The organism is Sphingomonas sp. Leaf37 (genome assembly GCF_920939475.1).
Classification (GTDB): domain Bacteria; phylum Pseudomonadota; class Alphaproteobacteria; order Sphingomonadales; family Sphingomonadaceae; genus Sphingomonas.
This window is the reverse complement of the sequence record NZ_CAKLAX010000006.1, coordinates 1-23530: the sequence shown is the minus strand read 5'-3', so window position 1 is coordinate 23530 and position 23530 is coordinate 1. Positions and strand designations below refer to the sequence as shown.

Sequence of the window (23530 nt, the reverse complement as noted above, 5' to 3'; positions counted from 1 at the left end):
GGAGGGGGTGAAGGAGAAGGTCTTGGCCAGCGTCGCGATCGCAGGACTCAGCAAGCGTTTCGGCACCACGACGGTTCTCGCCCCAACCGACCTGTCGATCGAGGATGGCGAGTTCGTCGTCATCGTCGGGCCGTCGGGCTGCGGCAAGTCGACGCTGTTGCGGCTGATCGCGGGGCTGGAGGAGCCGAGCACGGGCAGCATCGCGATCGGCGGCCGCGACGTCACGCACGCCGCGCCGGCGGATCGCGGTCTCGCCATGGTGTTCCAATCCTATGCGCTCTACCCGCACCTGACGGTCGCCGAGAACATCGCCTTTCCGCTCAAGGTCGCGAAACGGCCCGGGGCGGACATCGCCGCGCGCGTCGCCGCGGTCGCGGAATCGCTCGACCTGACGACGCTGCTGGCGCGACGCCCGGGGGCGCTGTCGGGCGGCCAGCGCCAGCGCGTCTCGATCGCGCGCGCGATCGTCCGCGAGCCGCAGGTGCTGCTGCTCGACGAGCCGCTGTCCAATCTGGATGCCGAGCTGCGGGTGCGGATGCGGCACGAATTCGCCCGCCTTCATGCGCGGCTGGCGACGACGATGATCTATGTGACGCACGACCAGCTGGAAGCGATGACGCTCGCCAACCGGATCGTGGTGATGAGCGAAGGTCGCATCGAACAGGTCGGCGCACCGCTGGACCTCTATGCGGCGCCGGCGACGCTGCACGTCGCGCGGGCGATCGGATCGCCCGGCATGAACCTGATGCCCGCAATGATCGAGGAGGCGGATGCGGACGGCGTGACGGTGCGGTTGCCCGATGGCCATGCGGTGCGCGCTTCGGTGGCGGGTGCGGCCGGCACGACCGTGATGCTGGGCGTGCGCCCCGAGCATCTCGTCCCCGATGCCGCAGGGCCATTCGCCGGTCCGGTGGAGCTGTTCGAACGGCTGGGGCCATTGTCGTTTGCGCACCTCGGCGCGCGCGGGGCGATCGGTACGGTGGTCGCGCAACTGCCCGGCGACCGGCGGGTGACGCTGGGGGAGACGCTGGCCTTCGGCATCGCACCCGATCGCGTCCACCTGTTCGGACCCGACGGACGTGCGCTGCCGCGCCTGCCCGCCTAACCCTTCACGCTGCCGCCGAGCAGGCCGCGCATGTAATAGCGTTGCAGCGCGACGAAGAGCGCCAGCACCGGCAGTGTCGTGACCACCGCCGCGGCCATCATCAATTCGCCGTCCGCGGCATGTTCGCGCACGATCGCGGCGACCGCCACCGGCAGGGTGTAGCGGTGCTGGTCCGACAGGACGATCAGCGGCCACAGGAAGTCGTTCCAGCTGCCCAGGAACAGGAACAACGCCAGCGTCACTGTGATCGGCGCGAGCAGCGGCAGCACGATCGAGACGAAGATGCGCGCCTCGCTCGCCCCGTCCATCCGCGCCGCATCGATCATCTCGTCCGGGATGCGCAGGCAGGCCTGCCGCACGAACAGGATCGCGAAGATTCCGGCCAAACCCGGCAGGATGACGCCGGCATAGCTGTTCACCAGCCCCAGTTCCCTGAACATCAGGAACAGCGGCAGCATCGCGACCTGCCCCGGCACCACCAGCGCCGCGATCAGCACCCTGAGCAGCCGTTCGCGCCCGGTGAAGCGCAGCTTGGCAAACGCATAGCCCGCCGGCACCGTCAGCAGCAGCCCCAGCGCGGTGGAGATCGCCGCGATCGCGACGCTGTTCCACAGCGCGGGCACGATCCGATAGTCGAACCATGCGCCGTCGATCAGCCGGCGGACCAGCAGTTCGTGATAATTCTCCCACGACCAGCGGCTCGGCCAGAACGGCGGCGGGAACCGGCTCGACTCGCCGCGCGGCATGAACGACACGGTGACCATCCAGATCAGCGGTACCAGCGTCACCGCAGTCAGCAGCGCGACGGCGGTGTTGGCGACGAGCGTCCGCACCGCCTTGCGCCGATTGGCAGGTCTTTCCGGGGCCTCGGTCACAGCCATTCGTACCGCCGGCCGATCCGCGTCTGCACCGCCGTCACCGCGAGGATCAGCAGGAACAGGATCAGCGCCACCGCCGACGACTGGCCGAGGTTCCACCATTTGAAGCCTTCGTCGAACATGAAATACAGGATCGTCACCGTGCTCTGCGCCGGCCCGCCCATCGTCATCACATAGGGTTCGGCGAACAATTGCAGGAAGCCTGCGACGCTCATCACCGCGGCGAGCAGCAGCGTCGGCCCGATCGCCGGCAGCGTGACGTGGCGGAACCGGCCCCAGCGCGACGCGCCATCCAGCCGCGCCGCCTCCATCAGATCCTGCGGCACCACCGACAGCGCCGCGGTGAAGACGATCATGTTGTAGCCGAAGATCTTCCACGTGACGAACAGCAGGATCGCCGGGATCGACGCATGCGGATCGCCCAGCCAGTCTACCGGGCCGATGCCGACCAGCCCCAGCGCATGATTGATCAGGCCGTAACGGGTGTTGAGCAGGAACCGCCACACGATCGCGGTCGCCACCACGCTGGTCACGTACGGCGCGAACAGCGCGACGCGCCACAACGGCTTCCACCGCACCGTCGCATCGTGCAGCAACAGCGCCGCCGCCAGCGAGGCGCCGATCGCCATCGGCACGCCCAGCCCGGCGAACAGCGCGGTATTGCCCAGCGCCCGCCAGAACAACGGAGTCGCGAGCAACCCGGTGAAATTGTCGAACCCGACGAAGCGCAGGTTCGACCAGTCGGCGAACGCGTAGATGCTATAGTCTGTCACGCTCAGCGCCAGCGCCAGCAGCGTCGGCAGGATGAAGACGAGCGCGATGATCGCCAGCACCGGTGCGACGAACCACCAGGCGGTGCGCTGTTGCCGCGTCATACGATCCGCCCCGCCGAGACCAGCGCCCGCCGCCTGGCAAGGATGCGGTCGACCCGATCGTCGATCGCTACCAGCCCCTGATCGATCGTCGACAGGCCGCGGACGATCCGCTCGGCGACCAGTTGCACCTCGATCTTGATCCGTTCCCATTCGATCACCGGCGGGGCCGTTACGGCTTCGCGTATCTGTTCAGCGAATGGCGCGAGCAAAGGGGTGTTGAGCTGCGGCGTCGCCCAGGCGCTCTCGCGGGCCGGCAGCACGCCGATCAGCCGCTGGAACCGCAGCTCGTTCGCCGCGGACGTCAGGTGCCGGACCAAGGACCATGCCGCAGCCGGTCGCGGCGTACCGGTCGATACGCACAGGGCGGCGTCGAACCGCGATCCCGGTCCAGGACCATGCGGACCGGGCATGCGCGCCACGCCCCAAGCCGCCGCCGGCACCTCGGCACGGCGTCGGTCGAGATCGAGCAGCGTCGTCGGCCAGCTCGGCCAGATCGCGAAGCGGCCCTGCGCGAACGCCCCCAAGGCATCCTGCACCTCGGTCGACAGCGCCCGTGGTGCCAGCCCCTCGGTGAATAGCGACAGGTAGAATTCGAAGGCGGCCCGCGCCTCCGGGCTCTGGAAATTGCCGCGCGTGTTCCGGTCGCGCAGCAGCGTCGCCCCCGTCTGGAACAGCATCGTGAACAGCGTATCGGGCCAGTTGAGCAGCGTCAGGATCACGAAATCGTCGGGCCGCCGCCGCTTCAGCGCGCGCGCCATCGTGCGCCACGCCGCCCAGTCCATCGGCGGATCGGCGTAGCCGGCGACGGACAACAGGTCGCGGCGGAAATATTGCACCATCGGCGCCACCGACCATGGCACGCCACATGGTCGCCCGCTTGCCCTCGTCTGCGCGAGCGCCTGCGGCACGACATCGTCGACCAGCGCATCGTTCGGGACCGGCCGGATCGCCCCGATCATCGCAAATTCGGCGATCCACGTCATCGGCAGCATCAGTACGTCGGGCAGCCCGCCCCCCGCTTGCGCAGTCAGCAGCTTCTCATGCGCCGCCGTCGACGGTACCGACTGCACATCGACCGGGATGCCGGTGGCGCGGGTAAAGTCCGGCATCAGCAGCGGCGAATAATCGCCCTCGTAACTCGTCGCCCAGAACCGCAGCGGCACGGCATCGCTTCCGCGCGAACAGCCCGCGACGCCGAGCGCGAGGGCGGCGGCACTGGTCGCCAGCACCCGCCTGCGCGTTGGCTCCTCGATCCGCTGCGCTTCGCTCCCCATCACAGCGTCTTCGCAGGTCATATAGGTTAGCGCCAGCGCAACCGATTTAGATGAGGGGCGTTTTCTTACTCAGAAGCCCGGAGAACGGGTGTCTCGCGACAGGGTGCGGGACGACAGGGGATTGCCGGAAATGACGATGTCGATGATGCGGGTCGCGCTGGCTGCGACCACGGCAATGCTGTTCGCCCTGCCCGCACAGGCCCAGCAGCAAACACCGGTGCCCGCGACGCCCGATCCGGCCGCGGCCGCCACCGATCCCGCGGGCGAGGAGATCGTCGTCACCGGCACGCGCATCCGCCGCCCGGATTACGAATCGCCCAATCCGATCGTCTCGCTCGACGCCGCCGCGCTCGCGCAATCGGGTACGACCAACGTCACCAGTTTCCTGCAGCGCGTCCCCGCGCTCACCAACTCGCTCGATTCGACGCGCACCGCCGGTCGATCGCAGGCGGACGGCGCGGTCGGTCAGGTCGGACTCAACCTGCTCGACCTGCGCGGACTGGGGCCGAACCGCACATTGGTGCTGGTCAACGGCCGCCGTCACGTCGCCGGTCAGCCCGATTCCGCCGCGGTCGATATCAACACGATCCCGACCGACCTGATCGAGCGGGTCGACGTACTGACCGGAGGCGCGTCCGCGATCTATGGCGCGGATGGCGTATCGGGCGTCGTCAACTTCATCACCAGACGCGATTTCGACGGTATCGCGGCACGCAGCCAGTTCGGCGTCTCCGACCGGGGCGATGCGGGCAATCGCTTCGCATCGATCGTCGCGGGTCGCAACTTCGCCGATGGCCGCGCCAACCTGACCCTCGCATACGAATACAACGCCGACGATCCGCTGGCGAATGACGATCGCGATTACCTGGCGCTCGGTCAGCGGCAGTTCTTCGTCAACGCCGACGATTACGACCCGACACGGGCGGGCAGTTACCAGCAGGTGCCGGTGCGCGACCTGCGCTACCCTTATGGTTCGAACCAGGGGTATATCACGATCGGCAACCGCACGTTCCGCGGCGACGGCGCCATCTATACGCCGGGCCGATTGCTCGCCAACGACGGCTATTCGATCGGCGGCGACGATACGCCGGTGGCGGGCTATATCGGCGACATCTTCCCGCGCACCCGCCGCCACGCCGTCAATGTGCTGAGCCGGTACGACGCCTCCGATGCGTTCAAGGTGAGCGTCGAGGGCAAGTTCGTCCAGAATACCGTCACCAGCTTCGGCGGCTTCGGCGGCAATTATCCAGCGACGATCGCGCTCGACAATCCGTTCATTCCCGCCTCCATCCTCGCCGCCGCACGGCAGGAGGGGCTGACAGCGATCGACGTCAGCCGCAACAATTTCGACATTCCGCGTCGGGGCGAGGAGGATCGCCGGCGGACCTATCGCGGGGTGATCGACGTGACCGGGCGGATCAGCGATCACGCCAGCTACGATGTCTCCTACACCTATGGTCGCACCGACGTTCGCGCGACCAAGCTGAACGACCGGCTGAACGACCGTTTCCTCGCCGCGCTCGACGTGGTGCGCGATCCCGTCAGCGGCCAGCCGGTCTGCCGTTCGCGCGCCGCCGGCTGCGTGCCGGTGAACCTGTTCGGCGGCAACACCGTCGATCCCGCATCCTGGGCCTATTATCTCAGCGATCCGGTCAGCAACGCGCGGATCACGCAGCAGGTCGTCAATGCTTCGCTGACCGGTGATTTCGGTCAAATCTTCCGTCTACCCGGTGGCCCGGTCCAGTTCGCTGCCGGGGGCGAGTATCGCCGTGAGACCAGCCGCTTCCGTCCGGCCGACGCGCTGGTGAACAACCTGTTCTACCAGTTCGACGAATATATCATCCCGACCCCGTCCGACGGCAGGTTCGACGTGTGGGAGGCGTTCGGCGAGGTCAATGCGCCGCTGTTGAAGGACGTGCCGTTCGCGCATGTCCTGTCGGTGGGCGCGGCGGGCCGCTATTCGGATTATTCGACCGTCGGCAGCACCCGCGCCTATCAGTTCAACGGCGTCTGGGCGCCGGTGCGCGACATCAGCTTCCGGGGATCGTACGGCCGGTCGGTGCGCGCGCCCAATATCGGCGAGATCTTCCGTCCGCAAACCGGCACCAGCAACTTCTTCTCCGATCCCTGCTACGTCGGCAACCGCGGCAACGGCACCGCGTTCCGCGCGGCGAACTGCCAGACGCTGATCGGCGGCCTCGGCGGCAATCTCGCCAGCTTCACCGCGGCGAACAATCCCAACGCGACGATCTTCATCCCCGGCACGGTGCAGGGCAATCCGGACCTGCGGGCCGAGGTCGCGCGGACGTGGACAGCCGGCGTTGTGCTGCGGCCGCGCTTCGTCCCCAACCTCAGCATCGCGGTCGACTGGTACGACATCCGCCTGCGCGATGCGATCAACCAGCCCGACGCCAACATCATCGCCGAATTGTGCGTCGATCAGCCCAGCCTCGACAATCCCTATTGCCGATCGATCAGCCGCCAGCAGGGCACCGGATTCATCAACGGCTTCGTCGTCCAGCCGCAGAATGTCGCCGCCTTCCGCACCTCCGGGCTGGAAGTCAACGCCGCATGGCGGATCGATACCGCGCAGTTCGGCCGGTTCGATCTCCGGCTGGTCGGCGGCTATCTCGCGACGCTGGAACAGGTCGCCACGCCCGGTGCGGCCGTGGAAAACAACGTCGACGCGCTGTTCCGTCCGCGCTTCAACGCCGCCTTCTCGCCGACGTGGAGCATGGATGCGGTGACGCTGTCCTACAATCTGCGCTGGCAAAACGGCGTGCGGCGCTACGGCCGGTTCGACACGAACGACAATCCCAGCTTCGTCGATCCCCGCTACTTCCGCTACAAGGCGCTGTGGCAGCATGACGTGCAGGTTGAGATCGCGGCGAGCGAACGCTTCAGTTTCTATGGCGGGGTCAACAACCTCGCCGATCAGAAGCCGGATATCGGGTTCGAGACGAACGTGCCGATCTCGCCACTCGGCCGCTACCTGTATGCCGGGGCAAAGATGAATTTCGGCGATCGCTGAGGGCCGGCGCAAGCGGGGACCGATCCACCGATGCCGCCCTTGATCGGCAGCATCGGCACCCGCATAGCCGACCGATGTCTCTTGTTACCGATATCTTTCCGATCGACCTCGCACTGCCGGACTATGACGTCGTCATTCCCTGTCACGATCGCGCCCATGTCGTCGCCGATGGGGTCGCCAGCGTACTGGCGCAGGATCATGCGCCCGTCCGGGTGATCGTGGTCGACGACGGATCGAACGACGACAGCGCGACCGTGATCCGCGCGGTTGCCGACGCCCATCCCGGCCGGGTCGAAGCGGCGATCCTGCCACGCAACGGCGGCGCCTCGAACGCCCGCAACGTCGGCGCCGCGCTGTGCCGTTCGACGTGGATCGCCTTCCTCGACAGCGACGACGTCTGGCTGCCCGGTGCGGCGGGTGCGCTGCTCGGTGCGGGGGCGATGCGCAAGGCGGACATCGTCGTCGGCCATTTCGCGCGGGTCGAGCATGGCAGCGCACCGGGCGAGCCGGAATGCGGCTGGAACGGCGGCGATATCCGCGCCGCGCTCGCCACCGGCGGCGTCGTCGGCCCGTCCTGGTCGATCGTCCGGCGCGAGACGGTGTTCGCGGTCGGCGGCTTCGATCCCAGCTTCCGCAACTGCAACGACTGGGATTTCTACACCCGTGCGGCTGCGGCGGGGGCGAACTTCCGGCGGATCGATGCGTGTGTCGCATTGTATCGCACGGTGGCAGGGGATCGGCTGGTCAACGATCATCTCGCCGGGTCGCGCAACGCCGACCGGGTGCTCGCCCACCCCTATCTGGCGGGACTGGTGGCGGCGAACCGCGCGGGCTGAGCGATCAATGCGCGTCGCCGTCGCGGGCCGCGGCACGCCAGAACATGATATAGCCGAACAGGCCGGATATCAGTGATGCCGCGAGGATCGCGAGCGAAGCCTGTTCGGTCTGCTCGGGCCGCTCGAACGCCAGCTCGGCGATGAACAGCGAGATGGTGAAGCCGATCCCCGCGACTCCGCCGATACCCAGCACCATGCCCCAGGTAACGCCCTCGGGCAGCGCCGCACGGCCCGATCTGGTGGCGAGCCACGTCGCGCCGAGGAATCCGAGCGGCTTGCCGATCACCAGCCCCGCGACGACGCCCAGGCTCAGCGGCGCATGCAGCGCCTCGGCGATCAGGGCGGGGGAAAAGTGGATGCGTACGTTGGACAGCGCGAACAGCGGCAGGACGATGTACGACACCCACGGCGTCAGCACGCGGACCAGTCGCTCCGCCGCCTCGTCCGTCGCCGCCGCCATTTCGTGGATATAGCCCAGCCGCTGCTGCGCCTCCTCCCGCCGTTCCTCCGCTTCCGCATCGTCGTCGGCCTGCTCGGCGGCGCGATGGGCCTGCTGGAAGGCGTCGACCGGACGCTGCACCCGCTCGGCGAAACGCCGCTCCGACAGGCGTGAACTGGTCGGCAGCAACAGGCCCACGGCGACGCCGGCGATGGTCGCGTGGACGCCCGATCCGAAGACGCCGATCCAGACGACGATGCCCAACAGCACATAGGGGATCGGCGCCACCCAGCGCAGCCGCAGCAGGCCGACGATGCCGAGATAGGCGACACCCGCGATCGCCAGGAACCAGGGATGGATCGTCGCCGTATAGGCGATCGCGATCACCAGCAGCCCGAACACGTCGTCGATCGCTGCGAACGCCAGCAGCACCGCCCGTACGGCGGGCGGCAGCCGGGTGGTGAACATCGCGACGATGGCAAGGCTGAACGCGGTATCCATCGCCGCGACTACGCCCCAGCCGTGCTGCGTATCGGTGCCATGGTTGAACGCGAGGTACAGCGCCACAGGTACGATCAGCCCGCCGATCGCGCCGGCCACGGGGAATGCCGCCGTCCTGAGCGACGACAGCGATCCCTTGACGAATTCACGCTTCACTTCCGTGCCGATGATCAGGAAGAACAGCGGCATCAGCGCATCGTTGATCCATTCCGCCGCCGGCCGCGCGATCGACCACGCGCCATAGCGGATCTCCACCGGCCGGTCCCACAGCCGTACGTAATCTGCCCCGATCGGCGAATTGACGACGACCAGTGCCACGATCGACGCCAGCAGCAGCGGCCCGCCGGAAATCTGGCCGATCGCGAAGAACGGCTCGATCTTCTGCAGGAACGCCGCCGCCGGCGAATGATGCGCACGCGCCGCAACGCGCCCGGAAAGGCGCGAGCTGAGCGCCATGTGTCTATCCCGTCCGTTCAGTGTCGTGAGGGATACGGATGATACCCCGCGCCCGTTCCGCCGCTATCCCCGCACCGTCACCGCGCCGCCGGCAACGGGGCATGGATCAGGGCCCGACATCCGCGGCACCGCTCTGCACGCGCAGCGCCTTGCCCGCCTTGAATCCCAGCGCCGCACCGACCCGGTCGTCCCAGCCATAGGGATCGTTGCGCACGACCGGTTCGCCGGCGTCGTCGAACAGCACCGTCTGGTACAGCATGCGCACCGGGATCTGCCGCGGCAGCTTGACGAAGGTCTCCTTGCCGGTCTCGCGCGCCTGATGCCATTGGTCGACCACACCCTGATCCCTGGCCAGCATCTCGGCGAAGCCGAGTGCATCCTCCACCCGGACGCAGCCATGGCTGCGCTGGCGCTGCACCATCGCGAACAGTGGCTTGGCCGGCGTGTCGTGCAGATAGATCGCATGTTCGTTCTGCATGTCGAACTTCACCAGCCCCAGCGAATTCTTCGGGCCGGGCTGCTGCACGATCCAGCCGTCCTTCCAGACCATGTTGTTGGCCTTCAGATAGCCGGCGCCCTTCTTCGCGATCTCCTTTTCCTGGATCGAGCGCGGCACCGTCCACGTCGGGTTCGCCACCAGCCGGAAGATCGGCGAGCCCAATTGCGGTGTTTCCGTATCCGGTTCGCCGACGATCACCTTGCGACTGTCGACGATCTTGCCGTCGCGCCAATAGGTCAGCCGTGCCGCCGCAAGGTTGACGTCGATCCGCGTCGCCGGCGGGTCGCGCTGCAGCCAGCGCAGACGTTCCATCGCCACGGCGATCGCGCGGCTGCGGTCGGCATCCGACATGTTGAGGATGGCGAGCGCCTCGCTGCCGATGATGCCGTCGGGCTTCATCGCGTAATCCGCCTGCATCCGCCGCACCGCGGCAACCATCGCGGGGCTGTAGCGGTCACCCTGCGCCGCATCCGCAGCGAGGTAATCCAGCACCACCAGTTCGCGCGCGATCGCGGCAAGCCGCGGATCGGCCGCGCCCGGCTCGATCGCCTTACCGGTGACGGCGATCCCCGCGACCGGCGCGGCGGGCTGCTGTCGCAGCTTCAGATACGCCGCCGACAGCCGTCGGTAATTGTCGTCCTGCGGCGCGAGGCTGTCGAGCCATGCGGTCAGGTCGCCGGCGCGCAACGCAGCGGCCAACCCGGCCTTGAGGTCGCCCTCCGGCCGCGGCACGGTGTAGACCTCGTACAATTTCGTCGGATCGGTTGCGCCGCGGCTCAACGCGGTAGCGAAGCGCAATGCCTGAGCGGTCTGGTCGGCACCGCCGTCGGCCGCTGCGAACGCGACATGATCGAGGCCATGCGCCGCGCGCCCCTCGATCGCCTTGCGCAACTGCCCGCTCGTCTGGTCGCTCCACCGGGCGGGCGCCGCCGCCTCGCCCGGTTCGGCCGTGGCCGCCGTCGTGTTCTGATCCGGCACGACCTCGACGCTACATGCCGACAGCAGCAGCCCCAGCGTCAGCGACTTTCCCCATGTTGAACGCACACATCACTCCCGAAATTTCTGGCTGAACGCGCCACCGACCGGGTCGGCTCCGGCAACGCCGGACAGCACCCGATATCGGACGCCCGTCTGGCGTATCGCGGATGACGATCGGGTGAACGGTGAAAACGCCGCGACGAATGCCCGCCGGCGTCCCGCGGGTAAACGGAAGATTCACCGCATCATGTTGTAAACGCGGCAGCTCTCATCACCGGAATCCAACATTGCCCCATTCCCTGTTATCCCGTCGTAACCTGATTGGTGGCGGGACCGCTGCTCTGGTGATGGCCGCCCTTTCCGAACGGGTGTCCGCCCGCACGCCGGAACGCCGCCTCGCGCTGACCAACCCGAACACCGGCGAACGATACGACGCCTGCTTCTTCGCCGATGGCCGCTATCGTGCCGATGGGCTGGCCGAGCTGAACCACGCGATGCGTGACTGGCGCACGGGTGCGACGCGCGTCATGGACCCCCGGTTGCTCGATCTGCTGGTGCACGTCCGCGACCGGCTCGATGTGGCGCCACACAAGCCGCTGAAGCTGATCTCCGCCTATCGCAGTCCGAAGACCAACGGGATGATGCACGCCCGGTCGCACGGCGTCGCCAGCAAAAGCCAGCATATGCTCGGCAAGGCCACCGACATCGCCATCCCCGGCGTGCCGCTCGGCCGGCTGCGCGATGCCGCATTGTCGTTGCGCGGCGGCGGGGTCGGCTATTATCCGCACGACGGCTTTGTCCATGTCGATACCGGTGCGGTGCGCCACTGGAGCTGACGCCGATCCTCGATGCCGCTCAGGGCACCGATATCGCGCTGCCGGCCTGACGCGGGAACGATGCCAGCACGGCGTCGGCCAAGGTCCGGGCAACCTGATCGATTGCACCGGCACGCGTGCCGGTGACGCGAGCCGTGACGGCCCGTCCCGACCAGACGATCTGCGCATCGGTCCGTCGCGAGATGACGACCGTCAGCTCGGTCACCACCAGATCGCTCAACCGATCGCCGCCGGGCGGAAGCGCGAGGCTGACGCTGCCGTTCAGCGCCGCCAGCGGCGGGGACGATGACGGGATATCCGCGGCCACGACGCCACGCGACGTACGCGTCACCTCCACCCGCGCGATATAGCGTCCGTGACCCTGTCCGGGCAGCGGCGTGAAGCTCAGGCGCAACAGCGCCTGCTGGACCGCATCGTCGAACACCCGACTCGTTTCCGCCGGCAGCGTCGAGGCGGTGCTGATCGCGATCGTACCTGGCGTGATCTCCCTTCGCGTCGGGGTGGCTTGACCGGGTATCATCGCCGCCCCCAGGGCCGCACCGAGCAGGATGAACATGGTCCGATCGTCTCCGTCGCAGGCATCGCGGAGACAGGCCAACTCGCTGACGTCACCGAATACACAAGATTATACCGCCGAGAGGTGCAAGCGAGCGTGGCCGCCATCCGGTTCCCCACCCTATGCCGAACTGTCGTCCGCCGCGATGAACGTTCGCGGTCGACGATCATTGAGGGCCATGATCACGACCATGACCCGGAGCGACTGCGATGAAGACCAGCGGCAATACCATTCTGATGACCGGCGGCGGCAGCGGTATCGGCGAGGCGCTGGCGCACCGCTTCCATGATCGCGGCGACACCGTCATCATCGCCGGCCGCCGGCAGGAGGCGCTGGATCGCGCCGCCGCAGGGCGCGAGCGCATCCACACCATGACCCTCGACGTCGAGGACGAAGCCGCGGTGGCGGCATTTGCGGAACGGGTCGTTGCCGACTTCCCGTCGCTCAACGTCCTGTTCAACAATGCCGGCATCATGACGTTCGAGGATCTGACGACATCGCGTGATCTCGCCGACGCCGCCGCGACCCTCGCCATCAACATCCTCGGGCCGATCCGGCTGACGGACGCGCTGATCGATCACCTGACGCGGCAGCCCGATGCCGCGATCGTTACCGTCACCTCCGGCCTCGCCTATGTGCCGCTGGTCGCCGCACCGACCTATTCGGCCAGCAAGGCGGCGATGCATTCCTATACCGTATCGCTCCGCACCCAGCTGGAGGGCAAGGTCGAGGTGATCGAGCTGGCGCCGCCGGGCGTGCAGACCGATCTGACGCCGGGGCAGGCGAACCGGCCGGGCTATATGCCGCTCGAGGCATTCGCGGACGCGGTCGCCGCACAGTTCGCACAGACACCGACGCCCCGCGAAATCCTAGTCGACGAGGTGCAGTTCCTACGCCAGGCCGAACGGGAGGGCCGGTTCGACGAGACGCTCAGGACGCTGACGGAACGGGCCGCGCAACAGCGGGCGGCCGGGGGTCAGTGACGGACGGTCCTGCCGACGGCGATGGCGATCAGCGCCAGCGGCAGGGTCAGACCGGCCCAGGCGATCCAGTCGACAGCCCCGTCACCCAGCAATCCGGCGATCAGCGCGATCAGGCCGATCGCTGCCACGGCGACGGGGATGCCGAACGTGCCGCCCCGGCGCGTCATGCCGTCGCTGCCCTTCGCCCGCGGCCCAGCCACAGATAGATACCGCTACCGAGGACGACGATAGCGATCACGTCCAGCAGCGCCCAGATGATCTTCAGCGGCAGGGCACCATAGTCGCCGAAATGCAGTGGCTGCGACAGGCGCAGCGCCAGCATGTACCACGGCATCGACCGCATCGCCGTCAGCCGCCCGGTGCGCGCATCGATCAACGCCGGGGTCAGCAGCTGGCGCGTCGCCGGCGTCGCCCCCTTCAGCCATACCGCGTAATGGTGTTCGCTGCTGAAGCGGGTGCCGGGGAATGCCACGAACTGCGGATCGGTGCCGGGCGCCGCGGCACGGGCGGTGCGGACCGCAGCGTCGAGCGGGCCGAATGCGGCCACAGGCAGCGGCGGCTGCCTCTCATAGGGTCTGGTCAGCGCGGTCAACTGATCGCTGCGCCATACCGCCACCAGCGTCTCCGACAGCGTATTGATGACGCCGGTCAACCCGACGACACCCAGCCACATCGCGGTAGCGATGCCGAGAAGGTTGTGCAGATCGAGCCAGCGGGTGCGGCGACTGCGGGTCGTGCGGACCTCGCCGAACGCCAGTTTGCGCATGAACGGCGCGTAGACCACGATCCCCGACACGATCGACACGCAGAACAGGAACCCCATGAAGCCGAGGAACAGCTTGCCCGGCAGACCGGCGAACATGTCGACGTGCAACCGCAGGATGATCGCCATGATCCCGGCTTCCTCGTCCAGCGCGCCGACCGGCTGCGCCGTGCGCCGGTCGATCGCGGTGATGTGGAGGTTCCCGCGGCCTGGCTGCGCCACCTTTCCGGTGGTGACGTTGGCGACCGGCCGATCGTCGTCGAAGCTCATGAACAGCGGCCGTTCGCCGGGGTACATCCGCATTGCCGTGCGCACGAATGCGTCGAGTGGCAATTGCGGCGTGCCCGCAGGCAAGGCCGCGAGCGGAGGTCGATCGTCGAACGCCGCATCGATCTCGTCGTGGAAGATCAACGGCAGGCCGGTCAGGCACAGCATGAACAGGAACAGCGTGCAGACGAGGCTGGTCCATTTATGGACCCAGCACCACGTCCGCACGGTCCGCGTGCGCATCAATATTCGACCGTGATGGAGGCCTTGGCGGTGCGCGGTTGCCCCTGCAACAGATAGCCGCCGAACGCCGAGGTCCAATAGCGCCGGTTCGCGACGTTCTCGGCGCTGACGCGCAACGTGACCGGATGGTCGTCGGCGACGAGGATATAGCGCAGCCCCAGGTCGAACCGGGTCCAGTCGTCCAGCCGCTGGCGATTGGTCACGTCGAGGTACTGGCGGCCGGTGTGGACGACGCGACCGGTCACCGTCGCGGCACGCAGGAACGGCGGGATCACCTCCAGTCCCAGGTTGACCTGATAGTCCGGCACGCCGATCGCGTCGTTGCCATCGGTCAGCCCGCCCGCGGTGCGTCGCAGCGTGGCGTCGTTGATCGATCCCCCGCCGATGACGCGCAGCCAGTCGACCGGCTCGCCATTGAAGCCCAGTTCGATACCCTGATTGCGTTGCCGCCCGTCGACGACGAAGGTGGTAGCGGCAGGACTGGCCGTCGTCGGCGTCGCGATGCTGTAGCCGTTGGGCTGCGTCGTCCGGTATAGCGCCAGCGTCGCGGTCAGGCGGCGGACCTGCAATTTGGCGCCGATCTCATATTGCGTGGTGCGATAGGGCTCGAACACCTCGCCGGGGTTGGTGATCGTGCCGTTGACCGGTGCCGTCGGCCCCTGAACCAGCCCCTCGATCCGGTTGCCGTAGAACGAGAGGGTCGCGGTCGGACGAACGACGATGCCGACGACCGGCGTGGTCGCCGATCGATCGTAGCGGCTGGCCCGGCCGAAGGTGACGCGGTTGAACGCCTCCACCGTCAGGTTCTGCTGGCGAACGCCGCCCGTCACCAGCACCCGGTCGTCGAACAACCCGACCGTGTCGGATACGAACAGGCTGCCGAATTCCGTTCGCGACGCCCGCGGCGGGTTGGCGAGATCGCCGCCGGTGCCGGGCAGGTCGACCGGCCGCGCGACGGCGACAGGCGCGTAGATGTTGGTGATCGTGGTCGTGCTGATACCGCCGGTCGCGGTACGATAGCCACCCGACGCGAAGGCATTCCTGTTCTCGGCGAGATTGAGCGTCCCGCCGACGCCGATCGCGTGGCTGGTACCGGCAACCGTGAACTTGCCACGCACGCCGATCTGGCCGCTTTCATTATTGTCTTCGCGGGGGACGAACAGGCGTGCCTGCGTCGCTGCACCCGTTGCCGAATTGGTGACGGTCGGCGTCGCGTAATCACCGTCCTCGCGCCCGTCGCGCAGGCCGGCGGCGAGATAGACGGTCCAGTCCGGCGCCACGTCCACCTCGGCCCGCGCGAGCGCATAGACATCGCGCAGCCTGGTGAACGCCCAGGGCTGCGCGTAATTCGCATACGCCCCCGGCACCCGCGGGATCGCGAGCGTGGTGTTGGCTAGGCGCACCTGCGGTCGCGGTTGATAGACGCGCTGGTCTTCGTAACCGACATCGAGGAAGAAGCGGCCAGGTCCGGAACGGAAGTCGAAATCGGCTCCGGCGACGCGCACGCTGCGCCGCTCGTCATCGATCGGGGTGTCTCCGTCGCGATAGACGCCGTTGACGCGGATACCGAATGCATCATCGGCACCGAAACGCGTACCCAGATCGATATTGCCGCCAAAGACGCTGTCGCCGGCGTAGCTTGCCGTCGCCCGCAGCAGCGTCCTGTCCGCGCGCTTCGGGATCAGGTTGATCCCGCCGCCCAGACCACTGCCGCCGGGCGCTGCGCCGAACAGGAAGGCGCTGGATCCGTTCAGCACCTGCACGCGGTCGTACAATTCGGGCGAGACGAGCTGGCGCGGCGTGATGCCGTACAGCCCGTCCAGCGCGACGTCGTCGCCCGCCAGCGGAAAACCACGAATGACGAACAGTTCGGACTGGTTTCCGAACCCCTGTGTCGTCCGCACCGACGGATCGTTCTCCAGAACGTCTCCAAGCGTCTCGGCCTGTTGGTCCAGGATCAGCTGCGAGGTATAGTTGCGAACATTGAACGGGCTCTCCAGCGCTCCCCGCTCCCCCAACGCTCCGAGCGAGCCTTCACTCGTGACCTGCGCGCGCTGCTGCTGCGCGGTGACGACGATCTCCGGATAGGTCTCGGACGGCCGATCCTGCGCTTGTGCAAAGGCCGGCTGGCCTGCGATGAGCGCAAGCAACGATGCCGATCGATAGAACGTCTTCAATGTGGGACCCGCCGAACTGGTTGACGTCAGCGCTACTAGGCTATTGCGATGCGTTTGCAACATCATACAGGGCGGGGCAGCCGGTATCTCCCTTTCGCCGCCGCTTCGAAGCGCCGTACGTCGGCAGACATCCCCTTCGCTCGTCGGAGCGGGACGGTTGGATTCACGTTCCCGAAGGAGGTCGGCACCAGTGACCCGCCCGGTCCGACCTAGGGCTGATCGACATTCGGACTTGAATGGATAAGGCTGCCCAAGAGACATCGTCACCCCGGACGTGTTCCGGGGCGACGATATAAAGAGAAACGTCCGCCGAACGCTGAATGTCGATCGGTTCTAGATCATCAAGGCGACGAATATCGCACCGGTGCGATCCTTGTCTTGCGCGATGTCGAACGCGTCGTTGATCCGATCCAGAGGAAAACGATGCGTGATGAGCTTTTGCGTCCGGAGCTTGCCGCGGGCGACGAGTTCGAGCACTTCTTCCTGCTCGGGATAGATGTCGTGGAAGGCGAAGCTGGCGCTCGGGATCAGCGCGATCTCGCTCATCTGGAGGCGCTGCCATTCCAGCGCGATGCTGGTTTCTCCCTCGTCGAACCCGCCGACCAATATGACTTTGCCGCCGCGCCGCACCAGTTTCGTCGCCAGCGGCAGGGTGACGGGCATCGCGGTGCCGCCGGCGCATTCGAACACCACGTCGCAGCCGCGACCGCCCGAAAAGTCCATGGCGGCAGCGACGGGATCGGCCTCGCTCGACAGGACGGCCCGGTCGGCGCCGAGTTCGCGGGCGACGTCCAGAGAATGCGCCACCGTGTCGACGATCAGCACGTCTGCGCCGCTCGCCTTCGCCAGCATCATCTGGCCGAGTCCGATAGGCCCGGCGCCGACGATCGCGACCTTTGCGTTGATCGTCAGGCCGGACAGATGCTGCGCGTGAAGGCAAACCGCATAGGTGTCGAGCAGCGCCGCATCGTCGAAGCCGACATGGTCGGGCAACCGGTAGAGCTTGTGCTGCGGGCCGACGACATATTCGGCATAGGCGCGCGACACGCTGGCCCGGCGGGTCGGATAGAGGTCGGGGCAGCGATTATACTGGCGCGCGCGACACCAGTCGCAACGGCCGCAACCGAGCACCGATTCGACCAGCACCCGGTCCCCCGGCTTGACGCGGGTCACATCCGCGCCGACCTCGACCACCTCGCCGGCCATCTCATGGCCCATGATACAGCAACGCAGCTGCTCTTCCGGCTTTTTCCAGTGGCGCAGGTCGGTGCCGCAGATGCCCGCGACGCGGATGCGGACCTTGGCCCAGTCGGCGGCGGGCAGCGCGGGTTCCTCGACCTCTTCGATGGCGAAACGGCCATCGGCGGTCTTCAATGCGGCTTTCATGCGTCGATCACTCCGGAAAGGCGGCGTCCGGTAGAGCGGGTGCAGCCCGCGATCCGCCGGGTCACGAAAGCGCCTGCACCCGCGGCTCGATACGCAGCGACACGATGTCGACCCGCGTCGGCCGCGTCAGGATGAACGACACCGCCTCGGCTATGTCCTCCGCCCGCAGCATTTCGGCGCGCGCGATCCTGTCGCGCTGTTCGTCGGCATCGGCCTGCTGCATGTCCGATCCGGCGGTACCGGGTTCGACCAGGCTGACGCGGATGTCGCGGTCCTCCACTTCCTTGCGCAGCGTCTCGGCGAACGCCTGCAATCCGGCCTTGGTGGCGGAATAGACGCTCTCGCCTGGCGCGTGGATGTCGGCGCTGATCGAGCCGATGACGACGATCTGCCCGCCCTTGCCGAGCCGGTCGAGCGCGCCGCGCGTGCAGGCGAGCGCGCCGACGAGGTTCACATCGATGACGTAGCGCCACGCCTCGTCCGCCATGGCGTCGATCGGATCCGCGCCCAGCGCCGCGTTCGACACGAGGATGTCGAGTCCGCCCAGACGTTCGTCGACCGCGTCGAAGATGCGTGCGATATCCTCCCGCCTGGCGAGATCCGCGGTCAGTCCATGCAACTCGCCGCCGCACGCGCGTGCGACCTCCAGCGCCTCGTCCAGCGCCGCGGCGTCGCGGCCCAGCGTCACGACCCGCGCGCCGGCGCGGGCGAAGGCGATCAGCATCGCCCGCCCGATGCCCGTCGTCCCGCCGGTCAGCAGGATACGCTTGCCCGTCATCGTCATGCGTCGCTCCAGTTCAGGATCGCCCGCGCATTGGCGGGGACCAGCCATTCGATACGGTCGTCCGTCACCTGCGACGGCCGCACGCTGTCCCCATCGGCCAGCATCAGCTTGCACGCGGGCAGGGCGCGCCGCCCCCGCCTCACCACCGCGAGCAGTGCGGTGCATTGATCGCCGCCGATCAGCGTCAGGCTGTGCGCGCGCTCGCCGGTGCGTTCGCCGGTCACGATCAGATGGTTGCAATAAATCTGGAACGCGGCCCCTTCGAGCACGTGGAAGGCTCGCGATGCCAAGATAAACGGTGCGCCGGCGCCGTAGACCTCCTGCCCGACCTGCCCCGGTGGCTGTCCGTCGGCGTAGAGATCCTCGACCGGAAACGAGAGTGCGCGATCGACGTGACCGTTGCGCCATTCGGTCGCGAGACACACCTTCGGCAATGCGTCGGGATAATAGAACCACGCCCGGTGCAGGACGTATTTGCAATATTCGGTGATGAGCATCCGCGCTGCCGGGTCCAGTTCCGGCCCGCTGTCATGCAGGACGCGCTCGAACGCGGCGAAGCTGTCGAAACATTCGTATAGCGCCATGTAGGGCGCATCGTGCAGAGCGGTCGCACCGAAGAAGTTGCTGTAATGCTTGGCAGCGGCGATCTGGGATTCCCAAATCTCGCAATTATGGAAGAAGCTGGCGAGATAGACATAGGCCTGCTCGCGATATTCGGAGCGGCCGGTGATCCGCCACAGCCGCATGCAGGCGGTGGCACCCCACGCGGTCAGGTTCGCTTGATATTCGAGCTCGAACCGCATCCCCATCGCTGCGTCGATGGCGGCGCGCGCCTCGTCCAGATAGCGCGCCTCGCCCGTCAGTTCGAAGGCGAGGATCATCACATAGGCATAGAAGCCGCCGACATCGGTCTGACCGTGCGTCTGGTCGCCGCGCTTTGCGGTGACGACCGAAAAGTCGCGGACGTCGTACTGGATCGGAAAGTCGTAGGCGAAGTGATGCGCCGCCCGGATGCCGAATTCCACCGAACGCAGGAACAGGTCGCGCGCCCAGTCCTCGCCATCGAGCGCGAGTTGCGCGAGGTTGCGGAGCGGATGGTAGAGATACCAGGCATCGACCGCGTCGGCATTCTTGTCGTCGCCGACATTGGGCAGATAACGGCGTAGCGTGCCGAGGTCGGCATCGAAGAACTTCTCCATCCCCTTGGCCAGTTCGGCTTCGAGCGGCACCGGCTTGCCCGTCCAGCGGGCATAATCGTGCAGCGCCGCGACGATCGTCATCTGCACCATCGAATCCGGATATTCCGCGGCGGTGTACGGGCGGATGTAGCGATGGCCATAGGCCTCGCACGTCGCCTCGGGCGCGGCGTCGAGGTCCTTCAGCGTCCGCTCCGCGCGCGCCAACCAGTCACGGTAGACGACGGTGGGCAGTTGCATCGCCGTATAGGCGACACCCAGCATTTGCACGAACCGGCGCGCCTTTTCCTGTTCGGACGATCCGGCGATGTCGCGCAGCACCAGTATCGCGTCGCCGATCGCGGTCTCCTTGTCGGCGGGCAACGGATCGACCGGCGGCGTCCCGCTCTGCGGCGGCGTCGGCGGCAGATAGCCGAGTTCCGGCCATTCGCCGCCGACCATGCCCATCGGCGCGGTGCCGGTCGCGTGGAAATAGCCGTTCAGCGCGGTCAGATCCTGCACATAAAGGATATGCCCGAACGCCGGCTGGTCGAGCGTCAGGTAGATCAGCCCGGTGTTGGGTCCGCGCTGCGCCGCCTCGACCCGGCCCAGCGCACCGAGCGGATCGTCGTTGGCATCGATGGGGTACAGGTCGCGGGGCAGGAACGGGATCAGCAGCGGCCGGTCCGGCGTCAGCCACACCCGCACGCGAAACCGGTGCAGATCGACACCGCTGCCCTCCAGCACGATGCGGTGGCGCCCGATCGCGCTGATCGCCTCCAGGTGCAGCGCCTGTCCGTGCCGAACCTTGCGCCGTGTCACCCGGGTGAAGCCGCCCGGGGCATAGGCCGCCCGTATCGCCAGCCCGCCGCGTCCCGTGCGGCGGATCACCGCCCAGATCGAATCGCTGCCTTCGCCCACCTCGACATCGAATTCGCCGGTCGTGAACATGCCGAGCCGTTTCAGCCCGTCAGCCAGATCGGCGCGCAACGACAGGACATGGAGGCTTGCGCCGACGGCGGACGCATCCGACTGGCGCGTATCGGTTTTGGTATCGTTCCGGATTGTCGTCGCCATCAGTCGTAGCCTCCGTGCCGGATGACGTTAAGTTGTTGTACGACATGCGAAATAAACTGCGTTACGAACGCCTGTGCTGGTGTGTCGCGGCCTGTGCACGGCGCAGGCGGACGCGCAGGCGGGCATCGCGCAGCAGAGTACCCGGCAGGTCGGTCGCTGCCCGCAGCCCCGCCACGCTGGAGATGTTGCGGATCGAGCGGCGGGTCTCCTCGATCACCCGGCCGACCATCTCCCGCCGTTCGACCGCGCCGTGCTCCGCGACCAGCGACAGCCGATGGATCGCGTACAACCCGATAACGCCGGCGATCAGGAAATAGAAATCCCATTGCGAAAGCAGGATCGGCAGTCGGACGATGCCGTTGGGGCTGGTCCAGCGCGCCACGAGCTCGAACCGGCGGCGTCCGAAAAATTCGGCAAGCAGCCCCCCCACGATCGGTGCGATCCCCGCCGCGACCGCGGTCGTCATCGCGCTGACCGCGACATAGGCGGTGGCCGATCCCTTCGGCGACAGCTTCAGCGCAATGTTGGTGCTGGCCAGCGTCAGTCCTGCGATCGACGCCCCCATGACGACATGCAGCAACACCAGCCAGAGTTGCACGACCTCGCGCGGGCCGAACTGCGATGCCCCCGTCATCGCCACGATGGCGAGGATGTAGACGGGGGTGCACACTGCCAGGACGGATTTGTTGGCATACCGGTCGCTCAACCGGCCCCACAGCCGGACCGCGGCGATGTTGGCGATCTGGCTGACCGCGTTGAGCACCATGACGAAGCTCACGTCGAAGTGCAGTTGGCGGACGATGAAGACCGTGAAAAAGGGGGTCGCGAAGTTGATCGCGAATTGCGAACTCGCCACGAACATCAGCAACCGTCTGAAGTTGGCGTCGGCGAAGGGCGAGCGAAGCAGGTCGCGGAGCGACGCCGGGCCGGCGGCGGGCGGCATCTGCGGTTCGGGCATGGCCGCAACCACCGCAGCGCTGATCAGGCCGGTGATACAGCCCGCGGCGAACATGCCCGCGAACACGTAATTGCGGGCCGGGGACGCAGGCGGCGTCGCCTCCAGCGCCAGTGCCGCGGCGAGACCCAGCACCAGACCGATGGCGGTCAGCCACAGCGATCGTCGGGCGAACACCTGACCCAGTCGCTCCTCCGGCGCCAGATCGCGCATCCAGGCATTCCAGGCGCAGGCGCCGACCGCACTCATGCCGCACAGCACGATCTGGGCGGCAAGAAACACCAGCAGCGCGCCGCTGCCAGCGAAGAACGCGACGCCGGCCATGACCGCCAGCATCGTCCGCCCGATCAGGCTGGTCAGCACCGCGATCCGCTTGCGGGTCCGCCAGCGCTCGACCAGCACCATGGCGGGCAATTGCAGGACCTGCGTCAGGAACGGTGCGCTGGCGAGAAACCCGATCATCAGACTGGACGCGCCGAGATGCAGGGCGAAAGCGGTCAGGATGACGCCCGACGTCAGCGCGCCGGCACCCCCGGAGAAGACCGCATCGCGCACCAGCAGTTTCAGACCGCGCTCGCGGTCGGCGGAAACCACGATCGGCTGGGGCGTCAGCGTCAGCATGGCCAGGCGTTCGAGCCATGTCGGTCGGAGGAACCGATCGTCACCGTATGATCTCCATTACGTGCGAAAGCGCGCTAAACATGCCCCCCTCAACGCCAAAGTCGCCGAGCGGAAACATGAAAGCGCAACAATATCATGATGTTGCAAATGAGCGACAATCGGAGATCGCGGAAACGTCGGCTGAGTGCGCCGCAATCCTGGTAGTGCTCGACATCGTCGTCCTGATTGCGGTAATCGTCATCGGCAGGATGCAGCGCAACGGAGCGACAAGACGCGCGAACAAGGCGTGCCGACACCGGCGGGCGGGATGCCGCACATGACGCCGCCCCCGTCGCGCGACTGACCCGAAAGAGGCGGCGATCCGCATTCACCACCTTGCTTGTGGCACCGACTGTCCGTTGCGCGGCCCGTTGCGCGGCGCTGTACGCCGGCCCGTCCGCCGGTCGTGGCGAAGCTATTCCTGCTGTTGCAGCCAATCGGCGCGTGAGTCCAGCATCGGATCCGTAGCCGGCGCACGCGGACCGTTCGATCTTGCGGCAGGCGTCTTGCCGCCATCCGTCCTGCAGCGGCGGCTGCGAGCACCGATCACCTGCGTAGGGCGCTTCTGGTCCATGATGGTTTCCCTGCCGCTTCACTTCGCCTCTGATGCCGCCAGGCGGCCGTAGATGAGGCCGTTTTTCTTGAGATCGTGGCCTGTGCGGACCTCCGCGTCGGTTTGTGAGGTGGCCCCCTAATTGACCTGACAGGGTTTCGCTCTTGGATAAGAGTGAGGCATACGACTGACGGTACGACCAGGCGTTACAATGACGGGGAGGTCCTTTCCGGTGTGCAGCGC

General features: G+C 67.1%; 18 protein-coding genes. 5 read left to right on the top strand and 13 right to left on the bottom strand.

Going from position 1 to position 23530, the window contains the following annotated elements; genetic code table 11:
* Positions 1-22 precede the first annotated feature (22 nt).
* Positions 23-1105, top strand: coding sequence for an ABC transporter ATP-binding protein (locus LRA87_RS18460; RefSeq protein ID WP_329958610.1), 1083 nt, complete (start codon positions 23-25; stop codon positions 1103-1105).
* On the opposite strand, the gene LRA87_RS17260 is transcribed toward LRA87_RS18460, so the two are convergent.
* From LRA87_RS17260 to LRA87_RS17250, 3 genes are read right to left on the bottom strand one after another with little or no spacing between them, the layout of a single operon-like run.
* The gene (locus LRA87_RS17260; RefSeq protein WP_230781975.1) at positions 1102-1986 is read right to left on the bottom strand and encodes a carbohydrate ABC transporter permease; all 885 of its coding nucleotides are present in this window, start codon (positions 1984-1986) and stop codon (positions 1102-1104) included. The two genes, LRA87_RS18460 and LRA87_RS17260, sit on opposite strands and share 4 nt — an antisense overlap.
* The gene (locus LRA87_RS17255; RefSeq protein WP_230781972.1) at positions 1977-2858 is read right to left on the bottom strand and encodes a carbohydrate ABC transporter permease; all 882 of its coding nucleotides are present in this window, start codon (positions 2856-2858) and stop codon (positions 1977-1979) included. The genes LRA87_RS17260 and LRA87_RS17255 overlap by 10 nt, the downstream gene beginning before the upstream one ends.
* Positions 2855-4153 (bottom strand): extracellular solute-binding protein, encoded by a 1299-nt coding sequence (locus LRA87_RS17250; RefSeq protein WP_230781970.1) that lies wholly within the window; start codon positions 4151-4153, stop codon positions 2855-2857. Before LRA87_RS17250 ends, LRA87_RS17255 begins: the two co-directional genes overlap by 4 nt.
* Positions 4154-4262: 109 nt before the next feature.
* Between LRA87_RS17250 and LRA87_RS17245 the strand changes: the two genes are divergently transcribed.
* Positions 4263-7163, top strand: a complete 2901-nt coding sequence (locus LRA87_RS17245; RefSeq protein WP_230781968.1) for a TonB-dependent receptor plug domain-containing protein — start codon at positions 4263-4265, stop codon at positions 7161-7163.
* Positions 7164-7237: 74 nt separating this feature from the next.
* A complete protein-coding gene (locus LRA87_RS17240; RefSeq protein ID WP_230781966.1) occupies positions 7238-7999 on the top strand; it encodes a glycosyltransferase family 2 protein in 762 nt (253 codons plus the stop codon).
* 4 nt (positions 8000-8003) lie between these two features.
* Here the strand turns inward: LRA87_RS17240 and nhaA are convergent, their stop codons facing one another.
* Together nhaA and LRA87_RS17230 are read right to left on the bottom strand one after the other, a co-directional pair.
* Entirely contained in the window at positions 8004-9395 is a 1392-nt protein-coding gene (gene nhaA / locus LRA87_RS17235; protein ID WP_230781965.1) for a Na+/H+ antiporter NhaA, read from the bottom strand.
* 106 nt (positions 9396-9501) lie between these two features.
* Complete coding sequence (locus LRA87_RS17230) at positions 9502-10938, bottom strand: L,D-transpeptidase family protein (protein WP_230781963.1); 1437 nt, start codon at positions 10936-10938, stop codon at positions 9502-9504.
* A gap of 281 nt (positions 10939-11219) precedes the next feature.
* Between LRA87_RS17230 and LRA87_RS17225 the strand changes: the two genes are divergently transcribed.
* Positions 11220-11708 carry a DUF882 domain-containing protein gene (locus LRA87_RS17225; RefSeq protein ID WP_230782218.1) on the top strand — a complete coding sequence of 163 codons (489 nt, stop codon included), beginning with the start codon at positions 11220-11222 and terminating at the stop codon, positions 11706-11708.
* 19 nt (positions 11709-11727) lie between these two features.
* Here the strand turns inward: LRA87_RS17225 and LRA87_RS17220 are convergent, their stop codons facing one another.
* Positions 11728-12264 (bottom strand): hypothetical protein, encoded by a 537-nt coding sequence (locus LRA87_RS17220; protein ID WP_230781961.1) that lies wholly within the window; start codon positions 12262-12264, stop codon positions 11728-11730.
* A 209-nt stretch (positions 12265-12473) separates the two neighbouring features.
* On the opposite strand from LRA87_RS17220, the gene LRA87_RS17215 reads away from it, so the two are divergent.
* Complete coding sequence (locus LRA87_RS17215; RefSeq protein WP_230781959.1) at positions 12474-13247, top strand: SDR family oxidoreductase; 774 nt, start codon at positions 12474-12476, stop codon at positions 13245-13247.
* On the opposite strand, the gene LRA87_RS17210 is transcribed toward LRA87_RS17215, so the two are convergent.
* The 7 genes from LRA87_RS17210 to LRA87_RS17180 all read right to left on the bottom strand — a co-directional run bounded on the left by LRA87_RS17210 (position 13241) and on the right by LRA87_RS17180 (position 22695).
* Positions 13241-13414: a hypothetical protein gene (locus LRA87_RS17210; protein ID WP_230781957.1), complete on the bottom strand. Its 174-nt coding sequence runs from the start codon at positions 13412-13414 to the stop codon at positions 13241-13243. The two genes, LRA87_RS17215 and LRA87_RS17210, sit on opposite strands and share 7 nt — an antisense overlap.
* Positions 13411-14520 carry a PepSY-associated TM helix domain-containing protein gene (locus tag LRA87_RS17205; protein ID WP_230781955.1) on the bottom strand — a complete coding sequence of 370 codons (1110 nt, stop codon included), beginning with the start codon at positions 14518-14520 and terminating at the stop codon, positions 13411-13413. The genes LRA87_RS17210 and LRA87_RS17205 overlap by 4 nt, the downstream gene beginning before the upstream one ends.
* On the bottom strand, positions 14520-16670 hold the full coding sequence (locus LRA87_RS17200) for a TonB-dependent receptor (protein ID WP_230781946.1): 2151 nt from the start codon (positions 16668-16670) through the stop codon (positions 14520-14522). The genes LRA87_RS17205 and LRA87_RS17200 overlap by 1 nt, the downstream gene beginning before the upstream one ends.
* Before the next feature lie 360 nt (positions 16671-17030).
* Positions 17031-18083 (bottom strand): zinc-dependent alcohol dehydrogenase, encoded by a 1053-nt coding sequence (locus tag LRA87_RS17195; RefSeq protein WP_230781944.1) that lies wholly within the window; start codon positions 18081-18083, stop codon positions 17031-17033.
* Between the two features lie 61 nt (positions 18084-18144).
* Complete coding sequence (locus LRA87_RS17190) at positions 18145-18867, bottom strand: SDR family oxidoreductase (RefSeq protein ID WP_230781942.1); 723 nt, start codon at positions 18865-18867, stop codon at positions 18145-18147.
* Positions 18864-21119, bottom strand: coding sequence for a hypothetical protein (locus tag LRA87_RS17185; RefSeq protein WP_230781940.1), 2256 nt, complete (start codon positions 21117-21119; stop codon positions 18864-18866). Before LRA87_RS17185 ends, LRA87_RS17190 begins: the two co-directional genes overlap by 4 nt.
* A 61-nt stretch (positions 21120-21180) precedes the next feature.
* Positions 21181-22695, bottom strand: a complete 1515-nt coding sequence (locus LRA87_RS17180) for an MFS transporter (RefSeq protein ID WP_230781938.1) — start codon at positions 22693-22695, stop codon at positions 21181-21183.
* Positions 22696-23530: the final 835 nt, after the last annotated feature.

Coding starts and splice junctions, on each gene's coding strand:
- nhaA (WP_230781965.1), bottom strand. CDS start 9,395: ATGGCGCTCAGCTCGCGCCTTTCCGGGCGCGTTGCGGCGCGTGCGCAT.
- LRA87_RS17245 (WP_230781968.1), top strand. CDS start 4,263: ATGACGATGTCGATGATGCGGGTCGCGCTGGCTGCGACCACGGCAATG.
- LRA87_RS17225 (WP_230782218.1), top strand. CDS start 11,220: ATGGCCGCCCTTTCCGAACGGGTGTCCGCCCGCACGCCGGAACGCCGC.
- LRA87_RS17215 (WP_230781959.1), top strand. CDS start 12,474: ATGAAGACCAGCGGCAATACCATTCTGATGACCGGCGGCGGCAGCGGT.
- LRA87_RS17220 (WP_230781961.1), bottom strand. CDS start 12,264: ATGTTCATCCTGCTCGGTGCGGCCCTGGGGGCGGCGATGATACCCGGT.
- LRA87_RS17255 (WP_230781972.1), bottom strand. CDS start 2,858: ATGACGCGGCAACAGCGCACCGCCTGGTGGTTCGTCGCACCGGTGCTG.
- LRA87_RS17190 (WP_230781942.1), bottom strand. CDS start 18,867: ATGACGATGACGGGCAAGCGTATCCTGCTGACCGGCGGGACGACGGGC.
- LRA87_RS17180 (WP_230781938.1), bottom strand. CDS start 22,695: ATGCTGACGCTGACGCCCCAGCCGATCGTGGTTTCCGCCGACCGCGAG.
- LRA87_RS17195 (WP_230781944.1), bottom strand. CDS start 18,083: ATGAAAGCCGCATTGAAGACCGCCGATGGCCGTTTCGCCATCGAAGAG.
- LRA87_RS17260 (WP_230781975.1), bottom strand. CDS start 1,986: ATGGCTGTGACCGAGGCCCCGGAAAGACCTGCCAATCGGCGCAAGGCG.
- LRA87_RS17240 (WP_230781966.1), top strand. CDS start 7,238: ATGTCTCTTGTTACCGATATCTTTCCGATCGACCTCGCACTGCCGGAC.
- LRA87_RS17185 (WP_230781940.1), bottom strand. CDS start 21,119: ATGGCGACGACAATCCGGAACGATACCAAAACCGATACGCGCCAGTCG.
- LRA87_RS17250 (WP_230781970.1), bottom strand. CDS start 4,153: ATGACCTGCGAAGACGCTGTGATGGGGAGCGAAGCGCAGCGGATCGAG.
- LRA87_RS17210 (WP_230781957.1), bottom strand. CDS start 13,414: ATGACGCGCCGGGGCGGCACGTTCGGCATCCCCGTCGCCGTGGCAGCG.
- LRA87_RS17205 (WP_230781955.1), bottom strand. CDS start 14,520: ATGCGCACGCGGACCGTGCGGACGTGGTGCTGGGTCCATAAATGGACC.